The sequence below is a fragment of the Corynebacterium mustelae genome, assembly GCF_001020985.1.
Lineage (GTDB): Bacteria > Actinomycetota > Actinomycetes > Mycobacteriales > Mycobacteriaceae > Corynebacterium > Corynebacterium mustelae.
Map to the genome: position 1 here is coordinate 2281900 of NZ_CP011542.1, position 23998 is coordinate 2305897.

18 protein-coding genes are annotated in these 23998 nt (G+C 53.0%); 9 read left to right on the forward strand and 9 right to left on the reverse strand.

Annotated elements, in window-relative coordinates:
* Positions 1-54 precede the first annotated feature (54 nt).
* Complete coding sequence (locus tag CMUST_RS10265; RefSeq protein WP_052844665.1) at positions 55-1692, forward strand: alpha-amylase family glycosyl hydrolase; 1638 nt, start codon at positions 55-57, stop codon at positions 1690-1692.
* On the opposite strand, the gene ilvA is transcribed toward CMUST_RS10265, so the two are convergent.
* The gene (ilvA, locus tag CMUST_RS10270) at positions 1689-2999 is read right to left on the reverse strand and encodes a threonine ammonia-lyase IlvA (RefSeq protein WP_047262441.1); all 1311 of its coding nucleotides are present in this window, start codon (positions 2997-2999) and stop codon (positions 1689-1691) included. The genes CMUST_RS10265 and ilvA overlap by 4 nt on opposite strands.
* 249 nt (positions 3000-3248) lie before the next feature.
* Between ilvA and CMUST_RS10275 the strand changes: the two genes are divergently transcribed.
* Positions 3249-3680 (forward strand): hypothetical protein, encoded by a 432-nt coding sequence (locus CMUST_RS10275; protein WP_047262442.1) that lies wholly within the window; start codon positions 3249-3251, stop codon positions 3678-3680.
* 39 nt (positions 3681-3719) lie between these two features.
* On the forward strand, positions 3720-4151 hold the full coding sequence (locus CMUST_RS10280; protein WP_047262443.1) for a hypothetical protein: 432 nt from the start codon (positions 3720-3722) through the stop codon (positions 4149-4151).
* 70 nt (positions 4152-4221) lie between these two features.
* Here the strand turns inward: CMUST_RS10280 and CMUST_RS10285 are convergent, their stop codons facing one another.
* Positions 4222-5427: an MFS transporter gene (locus CMUST_RS10285; RefSeq protein WP_047262444.1), complete on the reverse strand. Its 1206-nt coding sequence runs from the start codon at positions 5425-5427 to the stop codon at positions 4222-4224.
* A gap of 197 nt (positions 5428-5624) precedes the next feature.
* Positions 5625-9185, reverse strand: a complete 3561-nt coding sequence (gene dnaE, locus CMUST_RS10290; RefSeq protein ID WP_047262445.1) for a DNA polymerase III subunit alpha — start codon at positions 9183-9185, stop codon at positions 5625-5627.
* 107 nt (positions 9186-9292) lie between these two features.
* Between dnaE and rarD the strand changes: the two genes are divergently transcribed.
* Entirely contained in the window at positions 9293-10252 is a 960-nt protein-coding gene (gene rarD, locus CMUST_RS10295) for an EamA family transporter RarD (protein WP_083987739.1), read from the forward strand.
* On the opposite strand, the gene CMUST_RS16370 is transcribed toward rarD, so the two are convergent.
* Complete coding sequence (locus CMUST_RS16370; RefSeq protein ID WP_083987527.1) at positions 10164-10706, reverse strand: hypothetical protein; 543 nt, start codon at positions 10704-10706, stop codon at positions 10164-10166. The genes rarD and CMUST_RS16370 overlap by 89 nt on opposite strands.
* A 111-nt stretch (positions 10707-10817) precedes the next feature.
* Positions 10818-11039 carry a YgaP family membrane protein gene (locus CMUST_RS10300; RefSeq protein ID WP_047262446.1) on the reverse strand — a complete coding sequence of 74 codons (222 nt, stop codon included), beginning with the start codon at positions 11037-11039 and terminating at the stop codon, positions 10818-10820.
* Between the two features lie 413 nt (positions 11040-11452).
* Between CMUST_RS10300 and CMUST_RS10310 the strand changes: the two genes are divergently transcribed.
* The gene (locus CMUST_RS10310) at positions 11453-12712 is read left to right on the forward strand and encodes an MFS transporter (RefSeq protein WP_047262448.1); all 1260 of its coding nucleotides are present in this window, start codon (positions 11453-11455) and stop codon (positions 12710-12712) included.
* A gap of 81 nt (positions 12713-12793) precedes the next feature.
* Here CMUST_RS10310 and CMUST_RS10315 read toward each other — a convergent pair whose 3' ends face one another.
* A complete protein-coding gene (locus CMUST_RS10315) occupies positions 12794-13729 on the reverse strand; it encodes an RluA family pseudouridine synthase (protein ID WP_047262449.1) in 936 nt (311 codons plus the stop codon).
* Entirely contained in the window at positions 13726-14208 is a 483-nt protein-coding gene (gene lspA, locus CMUST_RS10320) for a signal peptidase II (RefSeq protein ID WP_047262450.1), read from the reverse strand. The genes CMUST_RS10315 and lspA overlap by 4 nt, the downstream gene beginning before the upstream one ends.
* A gap of 116 nt (positions 14209-14324) precedes the next feature.
* On the opposite strand from lspA, the gene CMUST_RS10325 reads away from it, so the two are divergent.
* Entirely contained in the window at positions 14325-15362 is a 1038-nt protein-coding gene (locus tag CMUST_RS10325; RefSeq protein ID WP_052844667.1) for a hypothetical protein, read from the forward strand.
* Here the strand turns inward: CMUST_RS10325 and CMUST_RS10330 are convergent.
* The gene (locus tag CMUST_RS10330) at positions 15359-16033 is read right to left on the reverse strand and encodes a peptidylprolyl isomerase (protein WP_052844670.1); all 675 of its coding nucleotides are present in this window, start codon (positions 16031-16033) and stop codon (positions 15359-15361) included. The two genes, CMUST_RS10325 and CMUST_RS10330, sit on opposite strands and share 4 nt — an antisense overlap.
* Before the next feature lie 396 nt (positions 16034-16429).
* Positions 16430-17050 (reverse strand): hypothetical protein, encoded by a 621-nt coding sequence (locus tag CMUST_RS10335; RefSeq protein WP_047263567.1) that lies wholly within the window; start codon positions 17048-17050, stop codon positions 16430-16432.
* A gap of 389 nt (positions 17051-17439) precedes the next feature.
* Between CMUST_RS10335 and CMUST_RS10340 the strand changes: the two genes are divergently transcribed.
* From CMUST_RS10340 to CMUST_RS10350, 3 genes are all read left to right on the forward strand, one after another.
* Entirely contained in the window at positions 17440-18378 is a 939-nt protein-coding gene (locus CMUST_RS10340) for an asparaginase (RefSeq protein ID WP_047262451.1), read from the forward strand.
* A 331-nt stretch (positions 18379-18709) separates the two neighbouring features.
* Positions 18710-19564 (forward strand): DUF4132 domain-containing protein, encoded by an 855-nt coding sequence (locus CMUST_RS10345; protein ID WP_047262452.1) that lies wholly within the window; start codon positions 18710-18712, stop codon positions 19562-19564.
* 3 nt (positions 19565-19567) lie between these two features.
* Positions 19568-23950 (forward strand): hypothetical protein, encoded by a 4383-nt coding sequence (locus CMUST_RS10350; RefSeq protein ID WP_047262453.1) that lies wholly within the window; start codon positions 19568-19570, stop codon positions 23948-23950.
* Positions 23951-23998 lie beyond the last annotated feature (48 nt).

The following is a 23998-nucleotide window of genomic DNA, read 5'->3' on the forward strand; positions in this document are numbered from 1 at the left end:
AAAGGTCTCATTGCTTCCTACCGTTTTTGGGTTTCAGTAGTTAAGCTTGAGGGCATGTCTATTTCGGTGGTTTACCCGCTCACTGTCGATTCTGCGCACCGGACGTTGCGGGAATTTCGGTTATGGGCACCGTATGCTGAGGCGGCGGAGTTGGTGCTAGGCGACAAAGCGTTGCCTATGGTTTCCGATGGGGAGTTTTTTGAAGTTACAGCTTCGGCCGCCCATGGAGATCGGTATGGGTTTCGGATTTTAACTTCGTCTGGTTGGTCGCAGGTACTTGCTGATCCGGAATCCCAGTGGCAGCCGGACGGGGTTTCGGGTGTAAGTGCTGTAGTGGATTCTGATTTCGACTGGGGCACAGAAGATGCGTTTCAGCCGTGTTTCGATGTCATTTACGAACTGCATGTCGGCACTTTTTCTGATACTGGCGACTTCGCTGGGGTTACGGCGGCTTTGCCCTATCTGGCCGATTTGGGGGTTACTGCCATTGAGTTGATGCCAGTACAACCGGTGAGTGGTCGGTGGAATTGGGGCTATGATGGTGTGCTTTTCCATGCGGTATCTGAGAGCTATGGTGGGCCGGTTGAGTTGAAGCGGTTAGTGAAAGCTGCTCATGCCAACGGTATTGCCGTCATTCTTGATGTGGTGTTTAACCACTTTGGAATGGAGGGGAATAATGTGGATCTCTTCGGACCATATTCTACTTCCTATACGCCATGGGGCGCTGGGGTCAACCTACGCCATCCGCAGGTGAGGCACTATGTGCTATCAGCAGCGAACCGGTGGCTGACGGAGTTTCGCGTTGATGGGTTGCGACTTGACGCGACCCATGCTTACACCGATCCGGGGATTCTTCAAGAGTTTTCACAGTTGCCTGGGGTGATAATAGCCGAGGATCTACAAGACGATGCGCATCTGCCGGTTGATGCTCAGTGGAATGACAATCTGCATCACGCGCTGCATACTGTGGTGTCCGGAGAATCACACGCGTATTTCGCTGGTTTCGGTTCGGTTTCACGACTCGTTGCGGAATTACGGTTACATTATCCGAGCGTGGTGTACACCACCACTCACGATCAGGTAGGCAACCGACCACGAGGCGATAGACCAAGCATGTCGCTTTCTTCCGAGCAGCAGATACTAAAGATTGCCCTCATGGCGGCTCTTGACGCCTGGCTTATGTTGTTTATGGGGGAAGAATACGGCGCGCGCACACCATTTCCGTTCTTTTGCGACCATGAAAACCCAAGGCTACGCACAGATACGGTCCGGTTTCGCAACAAAATGTTTATTGAGCAGGGGTTAACCGAAACCCCGATCGACCCAACCTCACCGGAGGCGTTTTATCAAGCGATAGTGGATTTTCGCGGCGATCCGGTGGTTACGGAAGGCTACCGCCGTATCCTTGCGTTACGACGCTCGCATCCGATTCATCCACAGGTAGTAGACCAAATACCGGGAACTCCCGTGGTTGTGTTGCTAGGCGACAACTACGCGCTGCTTGCGAACTGTTCCGATGAGCACACAGAACTATCCGAAACGGATCTTAATTTGCTGAGTTCTTCTACCCAGTTAGCGAATGCAACCGTTATGTTCGCCTCACCAGCAACACACGAACCAGGACAACGAGTAGGTGATAGTACAACACTGGAACCGTGGTCGGTACTGTGGCTAGCCGTGCCTTATGTTTAGCTCACAACAAATTCGTATTCCGGAGTGCCTGGTTTTAAGTGCTGGCAGGTGATTCTAGACGCTTCCATGCGTTCGATTAGTCCGTCGAAGTCGCTTGCCCTACCCAACTGCAACCCTACTAGTGCAGTTCCGGTTTCCCGGTTGTTACGCTTGAGATATTCAAAAAGCGTGATATCGTCATCCGGGCCCAAAATATCGGACAGGAAGCTACGCAATTGCCCAGGCTCTTGCGGAAAATTCACGAGGAAATAATGCTTTAGCCCCCGGTGCACCAAGGAGCGCTCCACAACTTCCGCATAGCGCAGCACATCGTTATTGCCGCCGGAAATAATGCATACCACTACTTCGCCGGGGGTGAGGTTTAATTCGTGCAGGGCGGTGGCGGATAATGCTCCAGCTGGTTCTGCAATGATCCCCTCGTTTTGATACAGCTCAATCATTTCGGTACACACTGCGCCTTCCGAAACCACCATGGGATGAAGCCTGCCGAGGTTTGCTTCAATGATCTTGTAATTAAGATCGCCGATTCGTTTTACTGCGGCACCGTCGACAAACGGGTCGATGCTTTCCAAGGTCACCGGGCCATCAGCCGCCAACGCCGCAGCCAAGCTCGCAGCGCCTTGGGGTTCTACCCCCACCACTGCGGTTCGCGGCGCCAGCTCCGCAAGGTAGCTTAGCACCCCAGAAATCAAACCACCGCCACCAACTGGCACAACAACCGTATCCGGCGACTTCCCCAATGCGCTGAGCTGGGCAAGAATCTCAGCGGCAACCGTGCCCTGGCCGATAATGGTATCCCGATCCGCAAACGGTTCCACCACTGTCGCGCCGGTTTCTTTGGCAAATGCGTGCGCTGCCTGAGATGCCTCATCGAAATTAGCGCCAGTGACAACCAATTCCACATTGTCGCCACCGTGGATCATGATGCGATCGCGTTTTTGCTTCGGTGTAGCAGCTGGAACGAAGATATGACCGGTGATCCCCATCGTTCGGCATGCTAACGCCACCCCCTGGGCGTGATTACCCGCAGAAGCAGCAACAATACCAGCGGCCCGTTGGGCGTCGTCAAGCTGGGAGATGGCGTTGACCGCGCCGCGGATCTTGTAGGAACGTACGTCTTGCAGGTCTTCGCGCTTGAGATATACCTCGCACCCAGTGAGATTAGACAACCGGGGACAATATTGCAGCGGCGTTGGGGCAATGGTGGCAGAAATTCGCGCCTGCGCCAGCTGAATATCGGCAGCGTGGATCGCCTCATCGGCAAAAGAGGTAGCAGTGGCGGTCGAATGCTCTGCGGTTTTGTTCATAGCCTTACAGCATAGACCGTTTACACACATTGAATACAACCAGGCTCAACCAACCGCTTTTACCGCCACGCCATCTTTTGGTTCCTCAACTGCGCCACCAAGCCGAATCACCCGCTCCCTTTTGAGGTAGCTTAAGGGTTTGTAGCTTTTCGACGCCTAATTACTGTCAATAACAGTTTCGACCTGATAACCTAAGCCATTGACTACACCTGATCGTGACATCATCCCAGTTCTATTGAGGAGATTCCCTTGCGCACCATCCGCACCACCGCAATTGCTATGCTCACCGCCACCGCCCTACTAACCTCCGGCCAGGCGTTTGCTCAGGAAACCACAACCGAAACCGCCGCTACCGAAACCACCATGTCAAGCACTGGTAGCAACAACGACGGTAAAACGGAGGACAATAAAGGCGACAATAAAAAAGACGACAGCAACAAAAAAGATGATAAGAGCTCTGGCTCAAGCTCCGACGATAAAAACGATAAAGGCAGCACCCCAGATTCCAATTCTGGCTCCGTCGAAATTAACGATAAAGGTTCGCTCATTCGGTTAGGTTCAATGACCACCGACCACTTTAAAATCGCAACCGCTGTCGTGTCACTACTAAGCGCTATTGCTGGCGCGCTCGTTGTCGTTTTCAAGTTCATTCCGGGTGCCAAAGATCTTCTGCGCCGCTAATAATGCCCAGAAAATACTCGCAAGATTAAGTAGGTTTTCATGAAACGCACCCTCATCGCTCTAGTCACCGCCACCGCAGTGACCTTCGGTACCATCACCCCGGCCACCAGCCAGGAAACCACAGCTACTGCAACCGCAGACACTCCCACAACGACAGCCACTGAAACGGCAAAGCCAGATTCATCTTCACCGAAACCACCCGTGACCTCAACTAAATCCTCGGACACCGGCTGGTCGTCTTCCGGAAGCACTCCCCTGGATCTGCTGTTACTCGTTGGCGGAATTGGCACAGCAGTATTCACCGCGTTTCAGATCTACCGGCTGGGAATCAAAGAATTTAACCGCACCATCCACGAAGCTCTCAGCTCCGGACCAGGTGGGGCCATCTCCCAATTAATTTCCGACCGGCTATCTAGCGAAACATCATCGCAGAACATCACCCACTTCAAGCAAACGACCGGATCTTCTTAAAAACCCCACACACCCAAGCCGCAGCACCCCAACCCACATCCGCGATTGGCAGCTGCGGCTTTGTGCATTTCTATAGTTGCCGGTCACTCCGGCGCATCCCCACCGTGAAAAACCGTATTACGACATACACCACAACTGCCAGCCCAAACCCTAAACCAATGCACAAAACCGCGTCAGTTATCCCATACGCTGACCATAACACTCCGAAAATAAGATCAGTGATCGCCATAGCCATACCGATTGCTGCGCTGAAAATCGACCACTGCAAGTTTCGATGCTCATCAACAAAATTCTGATGCGCAATGATCGCAGTCTTTGTAAGGGCAAAACTAACCACCACTTCCGTCAACACAATCGCAACAATTGCGGTAACCGCGCCGGGATATAACCCGAAAACTATAAACCCCAATGACACCATACACAGCCCTACTACCAGCACGAGGTTTAACTGAGCATCAGATAGCTTCCAACTAGAGCACCACGCACCTAAAGCTGCACATGCCGTCATTGTGAGTAACGACAGACCATTGATTTCGATGCCAATTCCCGCGACTTCATTCAGCATTGGTTGCCAGGCAAACAAGACAATTGAAAGCAGACCAGCTGCGATCATCGATATGTACAGCGCAGAAGTCACATCCCAGGTCCAACCCATTGCAGCGCGGCCGAGGAATCCAGCGAACCCCGATTGCGGTGCCTGCCGCTTGGATTCCGGCCATGTCAACGCCAACCACATAGCGGCTGCTATTAAAATCACCCCAGCACTACCTACCAGGTGTTCCGGTTGTACAACCTTAAGGCCAAAAAATGCTGCGGCGGCACCACAACTGCGGCCGATCCACCCCGCTACGCTATGCCACCGAACCGCCTTGTCTCGTAATGTCACGGCTTGCGGCGGGAGGGCATTGATAACCAACGACAATGGCGCACCCGAATATAAGGCTTGGCCGATAGACCACAACGTTAACGAGCCAAGCATCAATAACGGCATAGTTTTGACAGTGACAAAAATCACCAACGCCAATCCCCATAGCATCAAACCGTAGCAAGCGAGCTTCCGGTGCCCCCACCTGTCGCCAGCGTCCCCGCTGAAAATCTCAACGATCGTTGCTATAGCCATCATGAGGAAAAATCCGAAGCCCATTCGTTCCGGATCAAGGCCCGCATCCAGCATCAACGTCACATACACCGCGCCGAAAATGAAGTCTGCTAATCCCACGAGAAGGGCGAGGCAGGCCAAGCGAGTGACCAGAATTGATTGCTGCCGCTGCCGCATCGGTCTCCTTAATCGTTTCGTATTCGCTATATCGTAGCTTGTCAGGATCACACTGTAGTAGCAATGATGTCACAGCTTAGCCGGTGTGCGGCTTCGCACCGGAACGAACCCGGATCTTCTTACTGGCTAAGCGAAAACCCGGCGGCGAACTGGCACCGCCGGGTTAACGTCGACAAGCAGAATCATGGGTGAATGTACTAACCCAAAATCCCCGGTCCCATGGTAGCTTTCAGGTCACCCATGAGGCTTGCCGAGCGGCTTACCCTTAGATGTTCTCCTAAGATAACCACCTTGGATTCCTCGCCGCAGACCAAATTCAGGTACACGTCGGAGTCACCGCTATTGGCTTGCAGCACCCCTTTCAGCTTGGCAATGTTGGCCATCGTGCACTGGTCAGTGCGCATTGTTAGGCGTAACGGCAATCCGGCACCATTACCGGGGCCTAATTCCGGAACCTTCATATCATCGCAGAACACGCCGAATCGGTCATCACGTATGGAGATATGGGCTTTAGCCAGAATAATATTGTCCTCAACAATCTGTGGCCCAACTATCGCATACACCTTGTTAAAGACCAACAGTTCCACCTGAACACCGTGCTGATCTTCAATGGTGACAATCGCCCACGGCGAGCCATCTTTCTTCGATACCCGGCGATCAACCACGGAAATAATGCCGCCGATTTGCACCTCCGCGCCGTTTTTTAATTCCCCGGAAGCAATCAACGACAACGGGGTGTCAATCTGGGCGTCAAGCGCTTCTTCAAATCCATCCAGTGGGTGGCCGGAAACATACAGTCCCAGCATTTCTCGTTCCAGCGCCAACTGGTGTTTTTTATCCCACTGATCGTCCGGAACCGTGACGGTAAAGACATTCTGGGCAGATTCATCCTCCCCACCAAACCCGGCAAACAGGTCAAACTGGCCTTTGTCCATAGCTTTCTTCGGGCCGATGGCAGCGTCTACCGCATCTTCGAACACCATCATCAGACCTTTGCGGGAATGCCCCATGGAGTCAAACGCACCGGCCTTAATCAGGGATTCCGTGACCCGTTTATTGCAGGCAGTCAGGTCGATTTTGTCTAGGTAGTCGGAGAAATCCTTATATAAACCTTTTGCGTTTCGTTCTTTCACGATCGACGCCACCACGTCTTCACCAACGTTACGCACTGCCCCTAGACCGAAGCGGATATCGGTTCCGACTGGCAGGAAGTTATATGCGGATTCGTTCACGTCCGGCGACAACACAGCAATTCCTTGATGACGGCAGTCCGCCAAGTAGATCGCAGATTTGTCCTTTTTATCCGATACCGACGTCAGCAGCGCTGCCATATATTCAGCGGCGTAATTCGCTTTCAGGTAGGCGGTCCAATAAGACACCAAGCCGTAGCCTGCAGCATGCGACTTATTAAACGCATAAGAAGCGAACGGTTCGATGGTTCCCCACAGTGCGTCGACCGCTTCTTTGCTGAATCCGTTTTTGAACATTCCAGCGGAGAATTTTTCGTATTCCGCAGCCAACACTTCAGGCTTTTTCTTACCCATCGCTTTACGGAAACCATCAGCTTCACCAGCGGTGTAATTAGCCACCTTACGAGAAATAGCCATGATCTGCTCTTGGTAGACGATCAAACCATAGGTTTCATCAAGGATTTCCTTGAGGTCTTCTTCCAATTCCGGGTGGATAGGCGTGATCGGTTTGCGCCCGTTTTTGCGGTCCGCGTAATCCAAATGGGCGCCCACACCCATCGGGCCTGGCCGGTACAGTGCCAAGGAAGCAACGATGTCATTGAAGCCGGTTGGTTGCATTCGTTTCAGCAATTCCTGCATGCCACCAGAGTCCAGCTGGAACACGCCGAGGGTCTCGCCCCGTGATAGCAGCTCGTAGACCGCCTTGTTATCGGTGGTGAGGTTCTCCAGATCGATATCCTCATCCCGGTTAATCTTGATGTTCTCCAAGGCATCGCCGATGACCGTGAGGTTACGCAACCCCAGGAAGTCCATCTTCAAAAGACCAATAGCCTCACAGGCAGGATAGGGCCAACCGGTAATCAGGGCGCCGTCTGCGGGGCGTTTCCACATCGGGATGCAGTCAAGCAGCGGCACCGAGGCCATAATCACGGCGCAGGCGTGCACACCGGCTTGGCGGACCACGCCTTCAAGCCCCCGGGCAGTCTCATAAATTTGTTTAACGTCTGGGTCAGTTTCAATGAGTTGTCGGACCTCACCAGCCTCGGTATAACGCTCGTGTTCTGGATCCATGATGCCCGCCAGCGGAATGTCCTTGGCCATAATCGGCGGCGGCAACACCTTGGTAATGCGGTCGGCGATTTGGTAGCCCGGCTGACCATAGAGTGCACGCGCAGAGTCTTTCAACGCTTGTTTGGTTTTCACCGTACCGAAGGTAATAACCTGAGCGATTTTGTCCTCACCCCACCGTTCCGTGGCATAGCGAATCATTTCACCACGGCGGCGATCGTCAAAGTCGATATCGATATCGGGGGCGGAGGGACGTTCGGGATTAAGGAACCTCTCGAACAGCAGGCCGTGTTCCATCGGGTCGATATTGGTGATGGTAAGCGCATAAGCCACAAGCGCACCTGCAGCGGAACCACGGCCGGGCCCGACCCGAATGCCAATGCTGCGGGCGTGTTTAATCAACTCGGCAACGATGAGGAAGTAAGACGGGTAGCCTTTCATATCGATCACGTCGATTTCAAAATTCGCGCGTTCGATGTATTCCCGCGGCACTTCTTTGCCGGGGAACCGTTCTTGGAGGCCCTCCATAACCTGGTGTCGCAGCCACGTGGTTGGTGTGTGGCCTTCGGGCACGTCGGCAATTGGCATGCGGTCGTGGGGGTGTTCTGCCCACACAGAAGAATAGTCTTGGACGCGCTCTGCAATCCATAGGGTGTTGTCGCATGCGTCTGGCACCAGGTGGTCCCAGATCTCGCGCATTTGTTCCGCAGATTTGACGTAGTAGCCGGTTCCGTCGAATTTGAAGCGATCTGGGTCGCTCATGGTTTTACCGGTTTGCACGCACAACATCACCTCGTGGGCGTGTGCTTGGGATTCCAGGACATAGTGGCAGTCGTTGGTTACAAGTGGCGGCAACCCGAGTTTCCGGCCGATTTCTAACAGTTCGCTGCGCACCCGGTTTTCGATATCGAGCCCGTGATCCATGAGTTCGAGAAAGTAGTTGTCTTTGCCGTAGATGTCTTGCCACATCGCGGCGGCTTCGAGTGCTTTGTCGAATTGCCCAAGCCTAAGCCGGGTTTGCACGTCACCTGAGGGGCATCCGGTTGTGGCGATGATCCCAGTGGCGTGTTCGGCGATTAGCTCGGCATCCATGCGGGGCCATTTACCAAGTTGGCCCTCATAAGAGGCCATCGATGAAAGGTAGAAAAGATTGTGCAGACCTTCGGTGGTTTCGGCGATCATCGTTTGGTGCAGGTAGGCACCGGATGCGGAGACGTCGTCGGATTTTTGGGATTCATCGCCCCACCGTTGCCGTTTCATATCGAAACGCGAGCCCGGCGCGAGATAGGCTTCGATTCCGATAATCGGTTTGATGCCAGCTTTGGTGATGGCGTGGTAAAAAGCGTCGGATCCAAACATGTTGCCATGGTCGGTCATGCCCACTGCGGGCATACCTTGACGTTTTACTTCTTCGGCTAGGAGATCAACTTTCGCCATCCCGTCCAGCATGGAGTATTCAGTGTGGTTGTGGAGATGAACGAAGGAGGATTTTTTGGCCATGGGGTTAGTCTAGTGATCCTGTCAAGCAGACGTCACGCATGACCGGTCACGGTGTGTCTGTGGGTGCTTTTCGACGCCGATAGGTGGCGGACAGTACGATGTTGCCTATGGTTTTTGCGTTGGCGGCTTATTTGTTGTGGGGGCTGTTTCCGGCATTTTTCCCGCTATTAGAGCCTGCTTCCCCGGTGGAAATTATCGCGCATCGCATTACGTGGACTGCGGTGATTATGGCTGGGGTGGTTTTTGTCACTGGTGGTTTTCGCCAGTTGCGCCATGCGTCGCTGTCGCTATGGCTGCATATTGCGGCGGCCGGTGGGTTGATTGCGGTGAATTGGTTGGTCTACGTGATTGCGGTGAATTCCAGCCATGTCGCCGACGCCGCGTTGGGTTATTTCATCAATCCACTGGTGAATGTGCTTCTCGGCATTATGTTTTTGCATGAGCGGCTTCGTCCTGCTCAGGTGGCCAGTATTGCTATCGCGGCGACCGCTGTGGCGATTCTGACGCTTCTTGCGGGGCAACCACCGATTGTTGCATTGGTGCTTGCGTTTTCCTTTGGATTCTATGGGCTGGTGAAAAAACGGATTCCGCTGCCAGCTAGCACGTCTTTGGCTGCGGAAACCTTGGTGTTAGCCCCGGTGGCAATCGGATACATCGTGGTTATTGAAGCTACCGGTACAGGAACTTTTACGGGTTTCGGTTGTGGGCATAGCACGCTACTTATATCGGCTGGGTTGGTCACTGCAGTTCCGTTATTGCTTTTTGGAATGGCAGCCAAGCAAGTGCCGTTATCAACAATTGGAATGTTGCAGTACATAACACCTACGATGCAGATGTTGTGGGCGGTATTTGTCACACGTGAGCATATTGAGCCCATCCGCTGGGTGGCATTTGGCATCATTTGGGTGGCGGTTATTCTTTTCCTTTTCGATACATACCGCCATCGTCGTGTTCCGCGTCCTGCCAATAAGGCATCGGCTAGTAGTGAACCGGACGAACCGAGAACCGATTCCATGCCGCATCTGGGGGAAGAACCTCCACCGCCGCCACCTCCGGGGCGTCGATAAGCATGGCCAGCACTGACACTCGGTCATAGACCACTACCCCCGTGATTTCGTTTATGGGCAGGTCGTGGATTTTTAATTGGTGGGCGATATAGTCGCCCCGGGTGGATTTCACCGGCTCTGGGATTCCTACTACCGGGCTACCTGCAACCTGGATGGCGTTAACTCGGGTAATGTTTTCCACCACGGTGCCAACAGACTGCGCTGATTGTGGTTGGGTAAAAGTTACTAAACCATAGCCGACATAGTCGCCGTCGGCGCGCGCCATATCAATCGATTGTGCTGCACGGTTTACGTATGTGTCGAAACTTTCAGATGTTTCTTGACCAAGGCTATCGCCATTAATCAGCATGGGTTTGGCTACCCGGTCACTTCCAGATAGCACCGCTACCGCTGCTAGTAATATGGCGCAGGAGAATCCGGCGATTGCTAGTCGCCACCGGTCGATTGTGTCCACAATGTATTAGAGTGCAGGAGCCGACGAGAAAAGCACAACCGCGCAGCTTTAGCGTTTAAGCCCGTAACGTCTACGGCTCGCTTTTTTAAAAGCTGCGCGGAAACGAGAAAATTATGGGTTGGTGGTGTTATTCGGATCGATGTCGCAGGTGGATTTACCCAAAGCCTTATAGATTGGGCAGAATCCGATGATCGCGGTGACCAGAAGGATAACCGACAAAATCCACATGATGATGGCGAAAATTGCGTTGCTAGCAAGCATGCCACCGAAGCCTATTAGAAGCGATGCCACAACACGAATAATGCGGTCTTGATTAGAAAGATTCTTAGTCATTCCCTGTATGGTATTCCGACTGGCAAAAAACACCAGTCATTGTGGTGTAAGACACAAGATAAGCTGCATTCCCCCACCCTAACGTAGTAATCCGTAACGCCTTTTCATTGCTTATTGCTCCCTTCTAAAAGGTGCAATCTACCCCATAGAGCAGTGCAAAAATGCTACATTAGCAAAATCGCTTACCTTAAAAGCAGTGATGGGAGGTTTGACACCAGCTCGCGAGATTTCGTTAACAACCTGCACCATGAACGATTGCAACAAAACTAAAGCCCCACGGTGGTCGCATAACAACATAAAGTACGCCTGAATTGGGATTGCTATCAGAGCTAACCGTTTGGCAGGTTGTGCGTCTGAAACTTTTCTACCGTTGTTAAGCAAGCGCCACTTCGACTTTCCTAAGGACTGCATTCATGACCAACAAAGAATATGACGGCTCGCTGAAGTCTGTCGCTTTTCGACGTCTTGTGGCAGCGCGAGTATCCAATGAATTCTCGCAGTCAATGGCCACGATCTCGGTAACGGTGCTCCTTGTTGCTATCACCGGGCAGGCTGCTCTGGTTGGCATCAGCGCGGGAGTCTACACTGCTTGTTTGATTCTCAGTCAGATTATCTCTGGTGCTGTTGTCGACCGGGTGCGTGCAGACCGCGCTCTTTTCTGGTCAGCTGTCGTGCAGGCATTAGGGTGGGCGATCGTCCTAGCGGGTGCGTTGCACCATGACCACCCTGTTTTCTTCACCACATTGGTGGTTGCGGGATCAATCATCGGCGGTTTGGCATCTGGTCTTGATGCCCCAGCTGAGTTCGCGTTGACCCGGCAGATTGTGGCTAAGGAGCACTTTCACAAAGCCGCCGCCATTGCCCAAGGGCGGGAATCTTTCGCATCGGTATCGAGTAACCCCATCGCCGGTGTCTTGGCAACCATTGGCCACGCGGTACCCCTTATCACCCAAATTATCTTCAGCCTGCTTGCAGCCATGTTGGTTCCATCATCAACCAGAAGAGAAACTGATACAAAACCGCAGGCTGGCGCAGGCGGAGCCGTTACAAGCTTCGCCAGGGAGGTAACGGAGGGGTTTTCCTATGTGTTCAGCGACAGCGGCCTACGAGCGATAGCATTGATTTCCGGTTTTGCGAATTTCGCCATGGCGCTTTTGCCTATGACACTGCTGGTGCATTTCGCCACAGTGGGTGCGAAATCCTGGAAACTTGGTATTCTGTCGGCGACGATGGGCATCGCCATGATTAGTGGTGCGTGGTTCGCTGAACGTTTTTCTGCGCGGTTTACGTTTTTCGCCGCTGGCGTTGTGGCGTGTGCTGGGCTGACCATTGGCTCTATAGTCCTTCCGGCAACGTTAGGTTCCCTACCGTTGACCTGTGTGGTGCTTGTGGGTATGTTTTTCTTTCTCCCGCTCTTTAACTCTGGTTGCAGCGCATATATGGCCTTTAGTTGTACCGATGAAAACGAAGGACGGGTTGCTGCCGCGACCGGGGTTCCGGGGATGGCACTTATGCCTGTCGGGGCAATTGTTGGTGGTTTTCTCTTTGACAGCTACGGGGCGCTTCCGGGTGTATGGGTCTGCGCTGTGGTCTTCGCAGTCTCGTTGCTGATGGTGGTAACTTCCTCGCGGTTTCGCACAATGCCCCGGTTTACAGACATGGCGGCGCACTAGCTCACTATAGGTGAAGTGGGGTTGGTTGAGGCAGGAATTCTGCTGGGACTGTTGGTTTTTAAGGAGACGAAATCAGCGAAGTTATTGGTTATCTGCACGTAACACATCGAGGGCATGTTGCAGGTCTGGCGGATATGGTGAGGTGATCTCCATCCATCTTCCGTCTGCTGGGTGATAAAACCCAAGTGTCACCGCATGTAACCACTGGCGGATGAGTCCTAAGCGTTTGGCCAGGTTCGGGTCGGAGCCATACATTGGGTCACCGCAGCATGGGTGGTGAAGTGCCGCCATATGTACCCGGATTTGGTGAGTCCGGCCGGTTTCTAAGTGGATTTCTAACAGTGAGGCTTCGGCGAATGCTTCCAAAGTTTCATAGTGTGTTACCGCATGTTTGCCATCACTGGTCACGGCAAACTTCCAACCAGAGGATGGATGCCTGCCGATCGGCGCTTCGATGGTTCCCGTCAACGGATCCATGTGCCCCTGCACCAGCGCATGGTAGGTTTTGGAAACGGTGCGTTCTTTAAAGGCGCGTTTGAGTACCGAATATCCGCGCTCGGAAGCCGCCACCACCATAACTCCACTCGTACCAACATCCAGGCGTTGGACGATGCCGTTTCGTTCAGGTGGGCCGGATGTGGAAATGCGGAACCCAGCTGCGGCTAAGCCGCCGACAACCGTTGGGCCTTCCCAACCAACAGTGGGGTGGGCGGCCACCCCGACAGGTTTATTAACCGCGATCACATCGTCGTCGGAATACAAAATATCCATTCCTTCGACGAGTTCTTCTTTCGGTAGCAACGGCTTTTGCGGTTCGGGAAGCAACACCTCCAACCAGGAGCCGTCGTTAAGCTTGTCCGACTTCGCCACCTGCTTGCCGTCGACGGTCACATCGCCTGCTGCGGCAAGATCGGCCGCAACCGTGCGTGATAACCCCAGTAATTTCGATAGAGCTTGATCCACCCGCATGCCTGCCAAGCCTTCGGGCACTGGTAGGGATCTAAATTCACGGGTCATTTCTCCCCCTCCCCACCGGAGTTGACGAGCCGTGATTGACGGCGTTCTGCAATAAACATCGCAGCGATAAATAACACCACCCCGACCGTTATGGCAGAGTCGGCAATGTTAAACACCGCGAAATTGCCGATGGAAATAAAATCCACCACATGCCCTAAGAAAAAAGCTGGCTCTCTGAATAATCGGTCAATGAGGTTACCTAATGCCCCACCACCAATAAGCGCCAACCCGAGTGCGGACCATCGGTCTTCCACCTTGCGCGAATAAATGATCACACCCAATAAAAATGCGATTTGAAAGCACGTAAACAGCCAGGTAGAACCGGAGCCGATGGAAAACGCCGCGCCGGGATTAAATAACAGACGGAACCTAAACCAATCCCCGATCACGTAGATGATGTGGCCGTTCGAAAGCAGCCGCAACATTAGAATTTTGGTTGCCTGATCGATTACCGCCACCGACACGATGACGATCAACATAAACGCAACAAATGATCGGGTAGTTCTCCTGTCTGTATTAACCACCCGTCTATCTTTTCAAATACACACCAGTCTGCGCCACCTCAGTGGTAAATAACCTCGCTACAGTAGTGAGGGTGACTGATTTTCTCGCCTACGCTGACCGCAGGTTATCTGCAACCGGTTCTGCTACCACGCCGCATGCTTTTCGACGCCGCACGGCACCACGTGCACTCCTTGTGTGCATCGCGGCCGTCAGTGTGTTGTTAACCACCGCATGCACAGAAACCGACACCACCCCGAAAGTCGCGGTGGAACAACCCGTAGGGGTGCAACTTGAAACCCCACGAGTAACGTTGAAAGACCCCGGTACTGGTGAATTGCAAATCATAGAGTTTGCCGATATTGACCGCACCAAGCAGAAACTCTCGCTTAGCATCAAAGATGGATTCAACCAGAGCATTACTACTGCGGATAAGGTTATAGAAGAAGCAGACCAGGCTGCGGAACCCAGCAATACTTTCAGCGCGGCAGTAACCGCCCACACTTTAGCTGCGGAAAACAGCGATGCTTCCAGTCGAAGCGTGTTCTTAGAGCTTGATACCCCCACGCTTTCTGGTGACATTGCACAAAAAGTAACCGATATTGACACCGCCCGGGGGTTCGCGCTTGGGTGGTTCGCCAATAACCAAGGCCAAGTCTCATCGGTGAATTTCACCGCACCGGTAAACGCTAGCGACCAAGCGCGGGCTATCACCGAACAGTATCTCAGCGCGCTGGTGGGAATACCAGTAATTTTTCCAGCCGAGAAGATCGGGGCTGGCGCCACATGGACCGTCGAATCCCGGATCACTGGCCAAGCCACGATGCTGCAAACCATCAATTACACCTTGTCCAAGCTAGAAGAAACCAAGGAGGGCACCATAGTCACCTTGGATGTTGACGTTCAACGCCGACCAGCGCTTGGGGCACTGCAGTCGGAGGAAACCGATGATGAACTAAAGGTCCTATCCGCCACCACCACAAGCGCTGGCACGTTGGAGCTCAATCTCACCCAGCCGCTGCCTCGCTCCGGCGAAATAAAAATGACCACCCGGGTGGTCTACGGAGAGGAAAACGCGCACGTTCGGGTGGTACAAGATACCGCTACTGCGGTGGCATTTAAGAGCGGTTAACGCTTCACCGTCGCCGAATCAATAGTCACAGGTTCAGCGGGTGGGCCGTCGAAAAGCCCACCCTGGGCGCCACGATCGGTGATTGTTTTCAACGTTTCCATACCTTCAGGTTTGATCGTCCCGAACAAGGTATACGCTGGCGGCAGCTGTGAATCTTGGTAATTCAAGAAAAACTGGGAACCGTTGGTGTCAGGGCCAGCATTCGCCATTGCGATGGTGCCTGCTTTATACAAGTTGGTTCCGGCCGATTCCGCCTCGGTTACCGGATACTCATCGGCAAATCTAAAGCCGGGGCCGCCGGTTCCGGTTCCAGTAGGATCACCGCACTGCAACACATAGATTCCCTGGGTGGTTATCCGGTGACAGGTCGTGTTGTCGTAATAACCATTTTCCGCTAGATGCGCAATGATGCTGGTGGTACATGGTGCTTTGTCCGCATCCAAGGTCACTGGAATGTCGCCGGAATTGGTCGAAAACGTCACATCCACCGTGCCTTGAGCAAGTGTATCTGGAACCAAAAGATCACCTGTGGCGCCTTCAGCCGTGATGCCACAGGTGTCCGCCACGGAGTCGGCAGCAGTAGTGTCAGTGGATTTCTCCGAAGAACAGGCTGTTACTCCAAGCGATAACGCGGCAACGGCGACAACAAGAGGGGTTTTTAGTCTACGCATGGCGAACAGTCTAGCCCACCGGGAACCATCACCCACCTGAAACCGGGAATCACAAGAATAACGGCGGCTATGGCGAGTGCGAACCTTGAATGGTTTTCGTTCGCATCCCCTTCAGCCTTTAGACTCGGCAAGACATATTAGAAAGTTTGCATGACGACATCTAGCAAGTATCAGATGTGACCACATGGATGAAGATATATTCATAGTGGCTAGATGTCGTCCACAGTTATACCCAATAAATGACCTCGTATTGATTGAAAAATACAACCAGCTTCCACACTCATTAACCACACAACCTGTGGTCACCACGAACCCCTAGGTATAACAAAACCGCCGCAAACCGATATATTCACCAGCTTGCGGCGGGTTAAGGTCAGCCCAAAAATTTCAGACGGCTTAGTTTGCAGGTGGTTGCTCCGCAGGAGGTGCATCAACCGGTGGCACATCCACAGGAGGCACAGGCTCCCCGGCTGGCGGTTCCGCAGGAGCTTCCTCCGGCACTCCGGCATTCGCATGGCACATTGGCGGCACCTGCTCTGGCTCAACGGTATTGGTAATCAGCGTGCATGCCCACGACTGGGACAACTTCCACACGCCATTTTCAAAAACGAACTCAACATTCTCCGCAGGCTGTGCCTCTCGATCCGGCAGCGTAAAATTCACCGTCGCCAAAACTGAATCTGGGGTATAGCCCGGAAGAATCGGCTGAACCACCTGGAAATCCGCACCGGATTCCTGCTTCGACCGAGCCATGGTTTCAAACAATTCCGGAGCTGCCTCACCGTTTTGCACCGTCTGGGTACGCTGCTCGATTGGGGCATTAGGATCGGAAGCCAATGCCAAAATAGCATTCAACTCTTCCGCTGTTGGCAAAGCCAAGGGCGCCGTCGCCGAAGCGGTGCTCTCCACGCTGGAGCTGCCCGCACCAGATGTTGCCGATTCATCACTGGAACACGCGGCCAACCCCCACACAGTCACCGCAGACACGGTTGCAACAAATAGTTTGGAAACCTTCACAGAAAACTCCTTATAAAGTTCTGCATACACTCGGCACATTCTTTTAACCAAGCGCAACAAAAATGCACCACACTTTCATACAGGACTCATGTGACCTATAAGGCGATGCGGTGGGATGGGCATCAATCTTTTACTACGAAATGGTAACGCCTAAAACTAAATTTCGCATAAACCTCGACATAAACGTGCCCACAATAACACAATTCCTATCACCGCACCTAGGCCACAGATCACGACGGGCCCCCAATAAAACCGCAGCACAACGCGACGTTAGGCGTCGACAAGCACAATGCGACCCAACCCACCAACAAACAGCAAACCTGATAATAAAATTAATGCCGTTGCCGATACCCCACCCCCAAATCAAAAATATGGCACTCTTTATACCCATGACCACCACCCAAGCCCTCCCCAAAGTAGTAGTACTCACCACCGGCGGCACCATATCGTGCACCACCGACCAAAATGGCGCACTCATCCCTACCGTCGATGGTGCAACACTGGTGGCACCTGTCGCTGAACGATTCGCCGGAAACCTCAACATAGAAGTTAGGGAATTAACTCGCCTTGATTCTGCTGCCATGACGTTTGCGGACATCGACGAGATCGTCGCGGCCTGCCACAGCGCACTTAAAGACCCTGCTGTCACCGGCGTTGTGGTCACCCACGGCACCGATTCAATGGAAGAAACCGCCATCGCACTCGATACCTTCCACGCCGACTCCCGCCCCATAGTGCTCACCGGTTCCCAAAAACCACATGACCACCCTGAATCCGACGGTTTTACTAACCTCTTCGAGGCAGTCATGATCGCCTCCGATACTTCCGCCCGCGACATCGGTGTCCTCATCGTCTTCGGCCACGCGGTCTTACCCGCCCGGGGTGCAACCAAATGGCATACCACCGACGAACTCGCCTTTGCCACCAACGCGCCTGAAGAACCACCCCGCGCCGACCTGGTTCCCGCCACCCCACTCGCCGACACCCGAGTCGACATAATCCACGCCTACCCCGGCGCGCCCCGCACGCTTATCGACGCCGCCCTCGCCGCCGGGGCACAGGGCCTCGTGATTGAAGCGATGGGCTCTGGAAACGTCGGCACCGAAATCGGGGTCGCGCTCGGTGATGCGCTAGACAACGGCATTCCGGTTGTTATCACCACCCGGGTGCCACGCGGCGACGTTTCTGGCACCTACGGTGGGGCTGGCGGCGGTGCCACCCTAGCAGCCAAAGGTGCAATCGGTTCCACCTACTTCCGTGCCGGACAGTCCCGCGTTTTGCTTGCGATTGCTATTGCAAGTGGCGTAAGTCCGTTTACGCTGTTTTAAGTTTTATGCACGATAGCCGTATGTCGCCTAAGGTCGGCGGAATAAAAAACCTGCACCAAATGTAAGCCACATATATTCCTCACATCACTGCATGTCATGGTTAGTGCTGGTTAAACCGATGGTTTGATTCCTATCTTTTGGTTCCTCAATTCCGCAACCATCGTCGTGTTTGTACTGGTTGAATTGTCGGGTGTGCCCGAATAACAAAGGTGAGGTATTTGGGGCACATTTGTTGTAGATTCGTGTCTAAAATAACCACGTAATGTGGAACTCGTCGGTGGTTTGGTCATTGGCGGCTTCCAGGAAAATCACGGCAAGCTGAAAGTGCACAATGACTGATTCTGTAGACGGTTGGATTCCTGCTGGTGACTATTTTCTCCGATTGGAAGATGGGCAGATCATTGCCCGAAATGCCAAGGGGAAAACCCTCAAAGCTGTCCCTGCGAAGGTGAAAAAGACTCCCGAGTTTGAGCAGTTGACCGGCTTGGTTACTGTGTTGGCGCAGCATGATGAGGAATGCGCTGACAGTGTTCGAGGGTGGTTCCTAGGCGGGAATAGCATTCCAATAATCGCGGTGCAGCAGGTGTGGCCAGATCCGATTTGGCGTAAGTATTTAGAAAATTTGGTGGTCACCGATGGCTCGGTGGTTGGACTACTGCGTGGGGTGACGGAGACTGGTTTGGCCATTGTGGATTTGGATGGTGAGTCAGTGACGCTTGAGTCGGAAACGATTTCGATTCCGCACCCGGCGGTTATTGAAGATATTGATGATTGGCGGGAATTTGCTTCCGAATTGGGTGCCCAGCAAGGTATCGATCAATTGTTCCGGGAGATTCACCTCAAACCCGCTGATGCTAAGTCGTTGCGTGAGCAGACGCGCAAGTATCAAGACGGCAAATTTGAACAGGCTTCACATTTGACCAGCCGTGGACGCAGCGGCGGTTTCCGCATGAATCTGTATTCCGCCAGCGTTGATGTTGCAGAAAACAACCAAATGGTTACCGCTTTGTTGGAGCTCGATGCCTATGACCCGTTTGATGAGGCGCAGCTTGGCGTTTTGAGATTCAATATCAATGATGTGAATGTCGAATTAGAGGACGTGGGCCCGATCGCGTGGAGTGAAGGCATCCGTATGTGTGAATATCTGTATGCGGGTCGCAAGGTGGAAAACGCTGAGGAGAACTAGTCCATGGCGGTTGGTTTCATACGCCCACACGCTGAGCTTAACGACGTCCCGCTGGTGGCAGCGCGTTACGAAACCGGGTTAGATGACGGTTATCTGGTGGTTCGGCTGGTGGCGAAGCCACTGGTTGAGGCAGAAACTTTGGCATTGAATGCACTGGGCTTGTCCAAAACTGGGCAGAACCCTGTTGGGTTTACCACCAGACGTGCGGTCGGTTTTCCCGCCTGGCCGATTTTTACCGACCCCGCCAATGCGCAACACGCACTCAACGTAGTGGCGGACGTGGAGTGGGCGCGTCGAAAAGCAAAAAATCACCCCGTCCAAGTCAAAGAACGCATCGACGCGCTTGTGGGTACGTTGCAGGCATCGGCGCCGCAGTTTTTGCCCACGTTTTTGGAGGAAATCGCCCGGATTTTCGCGGTGTCCGACAACACCAGCTACGCCAAGCAGTATTTTGGTAAAGCTCGCGAAATGGAGCGAGTTCATGCACTTGCAATCGATCCGATTCGTCATGCTCAAGCGTTTAAAGAATTTGCTTCCTACGGGGTTGTCAGTGCAAAGACGCTTTCTGAAGAATCTCGGGACGTGGCCAACCGCACCACCCCTGAAGAAGCCTACGACTATTTCTTAAGTCTTATCACCGATCAAGCGCGTGCCGGATCGGGGGTTTACACGCATGTTTTTAAAGATCTCCAGGCACTCGGCAGGCAGGTGGGGTTAAGCCCGCGTGAGGTGAATCTGGAATTTGCTGCGGCATATTTACCCACGAGGAGTTTTCCGCATTCTCCGGAAACCCTAATGAACAAAATTTTAAGCTTGGTGCCGGAGCTGAAGAAAACCAAGCCTGAGCTTGTCGATATTCTGTTGACCACAATCCCTGTTAACTGGGATTTTGACACCTATCTTCAGCAGCTACAAAAGCTTGGATTGTGGGAGCAGTTGCAGGATGATCCGAATCGATTTGCAAAGTGGTTGGAATCCCTGATTGAGCATGGAAATTCTCACTCGAATTTTCTCGATCGTTCCAACCCGGAATTTTTGTTAGCTCTCGACGATAATTCCGATGCGCTGGCTGGCATGACACTACGAACTGTCAGCTCGCATTACCATTTGGATTATTTAGATGCGTTTCTTGCCGCCGGGATCAATTGGTCTGCCCTACCACCGAAAAACTCGTGGCAGCCGATGTTTTCTTTTAAAGGCTGGTTGCAGGAACGCTACCGCAATTTGGCGCATATCGTTTCACATGTTGCTATCCAAACCGACTTGATCGATGCTTTGAGTTTTTCCCTCATTGCCAGCCACACCGATGAAATTCTCAGCGGTGAGCCAACCAGGGCGTTGGTGTCGTGGAAGTTGGAAACGCTGCGAAAACCACGGGAAGCTGCCACGGGTTCCAAAGCTTTATGGGACGAGATCAACAACCACATAGAGTGCGTGAGCAATCCTCGACTGCGCGAATTAAACCCAGAAGCGGTAGATGAAATCCTTAAGTTTAGTCCCGCAGCGGAATTAGCGGAGCGGTTGCGTAGGGGTACGGCGGTGGAATACACCTGGCCAGCGTTGGAAGAACTTGCCCCACTACTTGCGGATGAACAATTTACTATTCATGCCAATTTCCCGCAGGTGGCTATCACCCATGACCAGAAAGCATATGTGCTTGATGGTGCTGATGTGACCGAATATCAGTTACCAGCCGGAGATTACGCCCTGGTGGTTCCAACCACCAACGATGTTTTTGTCATATATTTTGACCATTCACTTAAGGAAAAGAAATGGATGTGGCTAAGCGATAGAGTCGCTCACACCATGGCGGATGATTCAATCGATGCATACACCGGCTCATATTCGCAGGTGATAGACGATACGCTTTATATCGGCCCTACTGCGATCACGACAAAGTTAAAATGCGCCCCAACCGGGATGCAGCTGGGTTTTGGGCCGGTCTATGCCGTCGCTACTAAGCAGGATGCCGCGCTGACTGTGCTACCCGTTGGGGGGAGGATTTCACACGAGGATTTTAAAGCACAATTCAAAGCAGGCACCTTAGCGGGGCTCGACATACCGCAGGCCATAGCGGTTGCTGCCACACACGATGCTGTGATCGATCTGACGTTAAGCTTCACGGTGGACGCCACCGTCTCAACTTTTGAATCACCTTTTGGGGTTGATGATGCGCAACACTTTGGATTTTCGCTGGAAACTAAGTCACTGGGGCGATATTGGGTTAGCCCATTAGGTACATTCCATTCCACCGGTGCGCCGTTCCTCGCGGTCAAAAAACCCCAGGGCGACGTGTGGTATATGCGCTCGCCTCGGCACTTCGGCGGGCATGGGCATTTACTTTACGACGCCGCCACCGACGCACCAATCGCGCCATCGCTTGCCCCTGACGGTATGCCGCACATCATCAATCATCTACCGTTTGCTGCTTTCCATCAGCTGCGGCCTAGGAACGAAGAGGTAAGCGCAAAGCTGCGCGCTTGTACCGTAGAACAAGCTGCGGAAATGATAGCCAATCCAGTTGGTATTCTCGATTTCGCGTTAGGAGATGAAACCCTTGCGGCTGCTATCGCCGGAATCATCGCAGATATCAGTGAAATATTTGGGGCGAACATCAAGCTCCCTGCACTTGATAGCATTCCGCAATTCTTGGCCCATCTGTACCAGACAGTTACCCCTGTTGAAGAATCTAACAACGAAATTCCGAAGCCGCCGAGTATTGACATTAACGGGCGAGATTCTTACGAGATTGAGCATGTGCAACAGCTTGCACAGATACTAGCCGCACCCCAACTACAAGGTGAAGTTACGTTTCATCGGTTTAACAACTTCATGCTTGCAACAGTAGCCAAAGAGAAACGGTGGCTATCGTGGCTGGCATCACCTGGACTGCCACTAGATACTGTGCGCATTTACCATGCGTTTTTGACGTGGTGCGCCACGTACGGGGTGTTAGGTACCTGGCGGAAAATTTCCCTTCCCAAGCCAGCCACCCAAAATTCGCCAGAATGCTACTGGGATAACAACGTTTTGGTCATTAACCATTACAATTTCCACGCCAAGCTGTGGAATCCCACCTACAGCATCAAACCAGAGCAGGCTTTTACTGCGCACGGACTCGATGACGAGCTTTTTATGCCGAAAGACGAGTTTACAAAAGCACTCGACGATATCCTCTCCTGGCATGAGCGACGCCACGAATCGAAAACTGCACTGACACCGGGGTGGGACTACGCAACGATTGCGGAAAAGGCGGCTGAAGCTGCCGCTATTTCCACGCTGCCACCACGGTTCTGGTCGTATTTTTTCGCAGGTATCCGCCACCGCTACCGGATGCCCTTTGCACGCGAAAGCGAAAATATCGTCTCCGACATGCTGGGATTATCTAAACGGCACATCACCGCCCTAGAAAAATCGCTTCCATCGAACCTTGGCTACCTTGACGACGACTTCTTGGGCATAGGGTGGCATGAACATTTCCTGACCGACGGCCCTGACATCAACCGGATACAAGCCATGTGGGAACAACTGTGGGGAGCGCCATGGATTCACCTCAACGATGACATGCTTGAGAGGATTCCACACCAGCTCTACAAATACATCGGTGCCAGCTTTCACGGCCAACCCGAGTCCGAAGTCACAGCTGATAATTCGGCATCACCGGAGTTATTGCCGGTCTACGTCACCCTTGCACACGAAGTGCAACCAGGCAGTGAACAAGCACACGCTCTTGCCCACCGCATCCGGGTTTTAGCCGAAGGCGACATCACACACGCCGATGAACCGTTAGGCGCAGATTACGACTCGGTTAAAAACCAGCCTGAGCTACTACCGCGCTACGGATTAAAACTGGTGCGGGAAGGATACCTTGACGTGCTTCTTAAGCATCTTCAGGCTGGAATACCGTGTAGTGGCACCGCACAAGACCCCTGCGTTGCCGCACCCGAAACTGTTGCAGATGCAGCAGAAACCCTCAATATCAGCAACGATGCGGCCAGGTATTTCCTCCAGCTTCTAGCTCTAACCAAACCGACAGACAAAGACGTTAAAGCATGGAATAACTGGAGCAAACACCAGCTGGAACAAGCCTCAGAGGAACTTCTGGGAAAGAATCTCGTCATAAGCGCCAAACGTGCCGGAGCTGGACGAACGATTTTTCTTCCCGGTGGCTGGCTTACAAAAAGCGACGACGGGCCCGCACTGGAAATGTGGAAAGCACCCCATTATCTGCTGTGGAAAGACACCAAAACCAGGCCAGTCCTTTCCACCTGCCCGCCACTTGTTCCGTACCCAGAATTATTCGCCGAAGTCTGGGCGAGGTACACCTCCGGCGATACACCTGGCTACGAAGAACTCAAAACGACCCGCTACCGCAGTAAACGCTGACCAAGGGCGGTGCGAGCTTGCATTCTTCACCAGCGCACACCGCCTGTA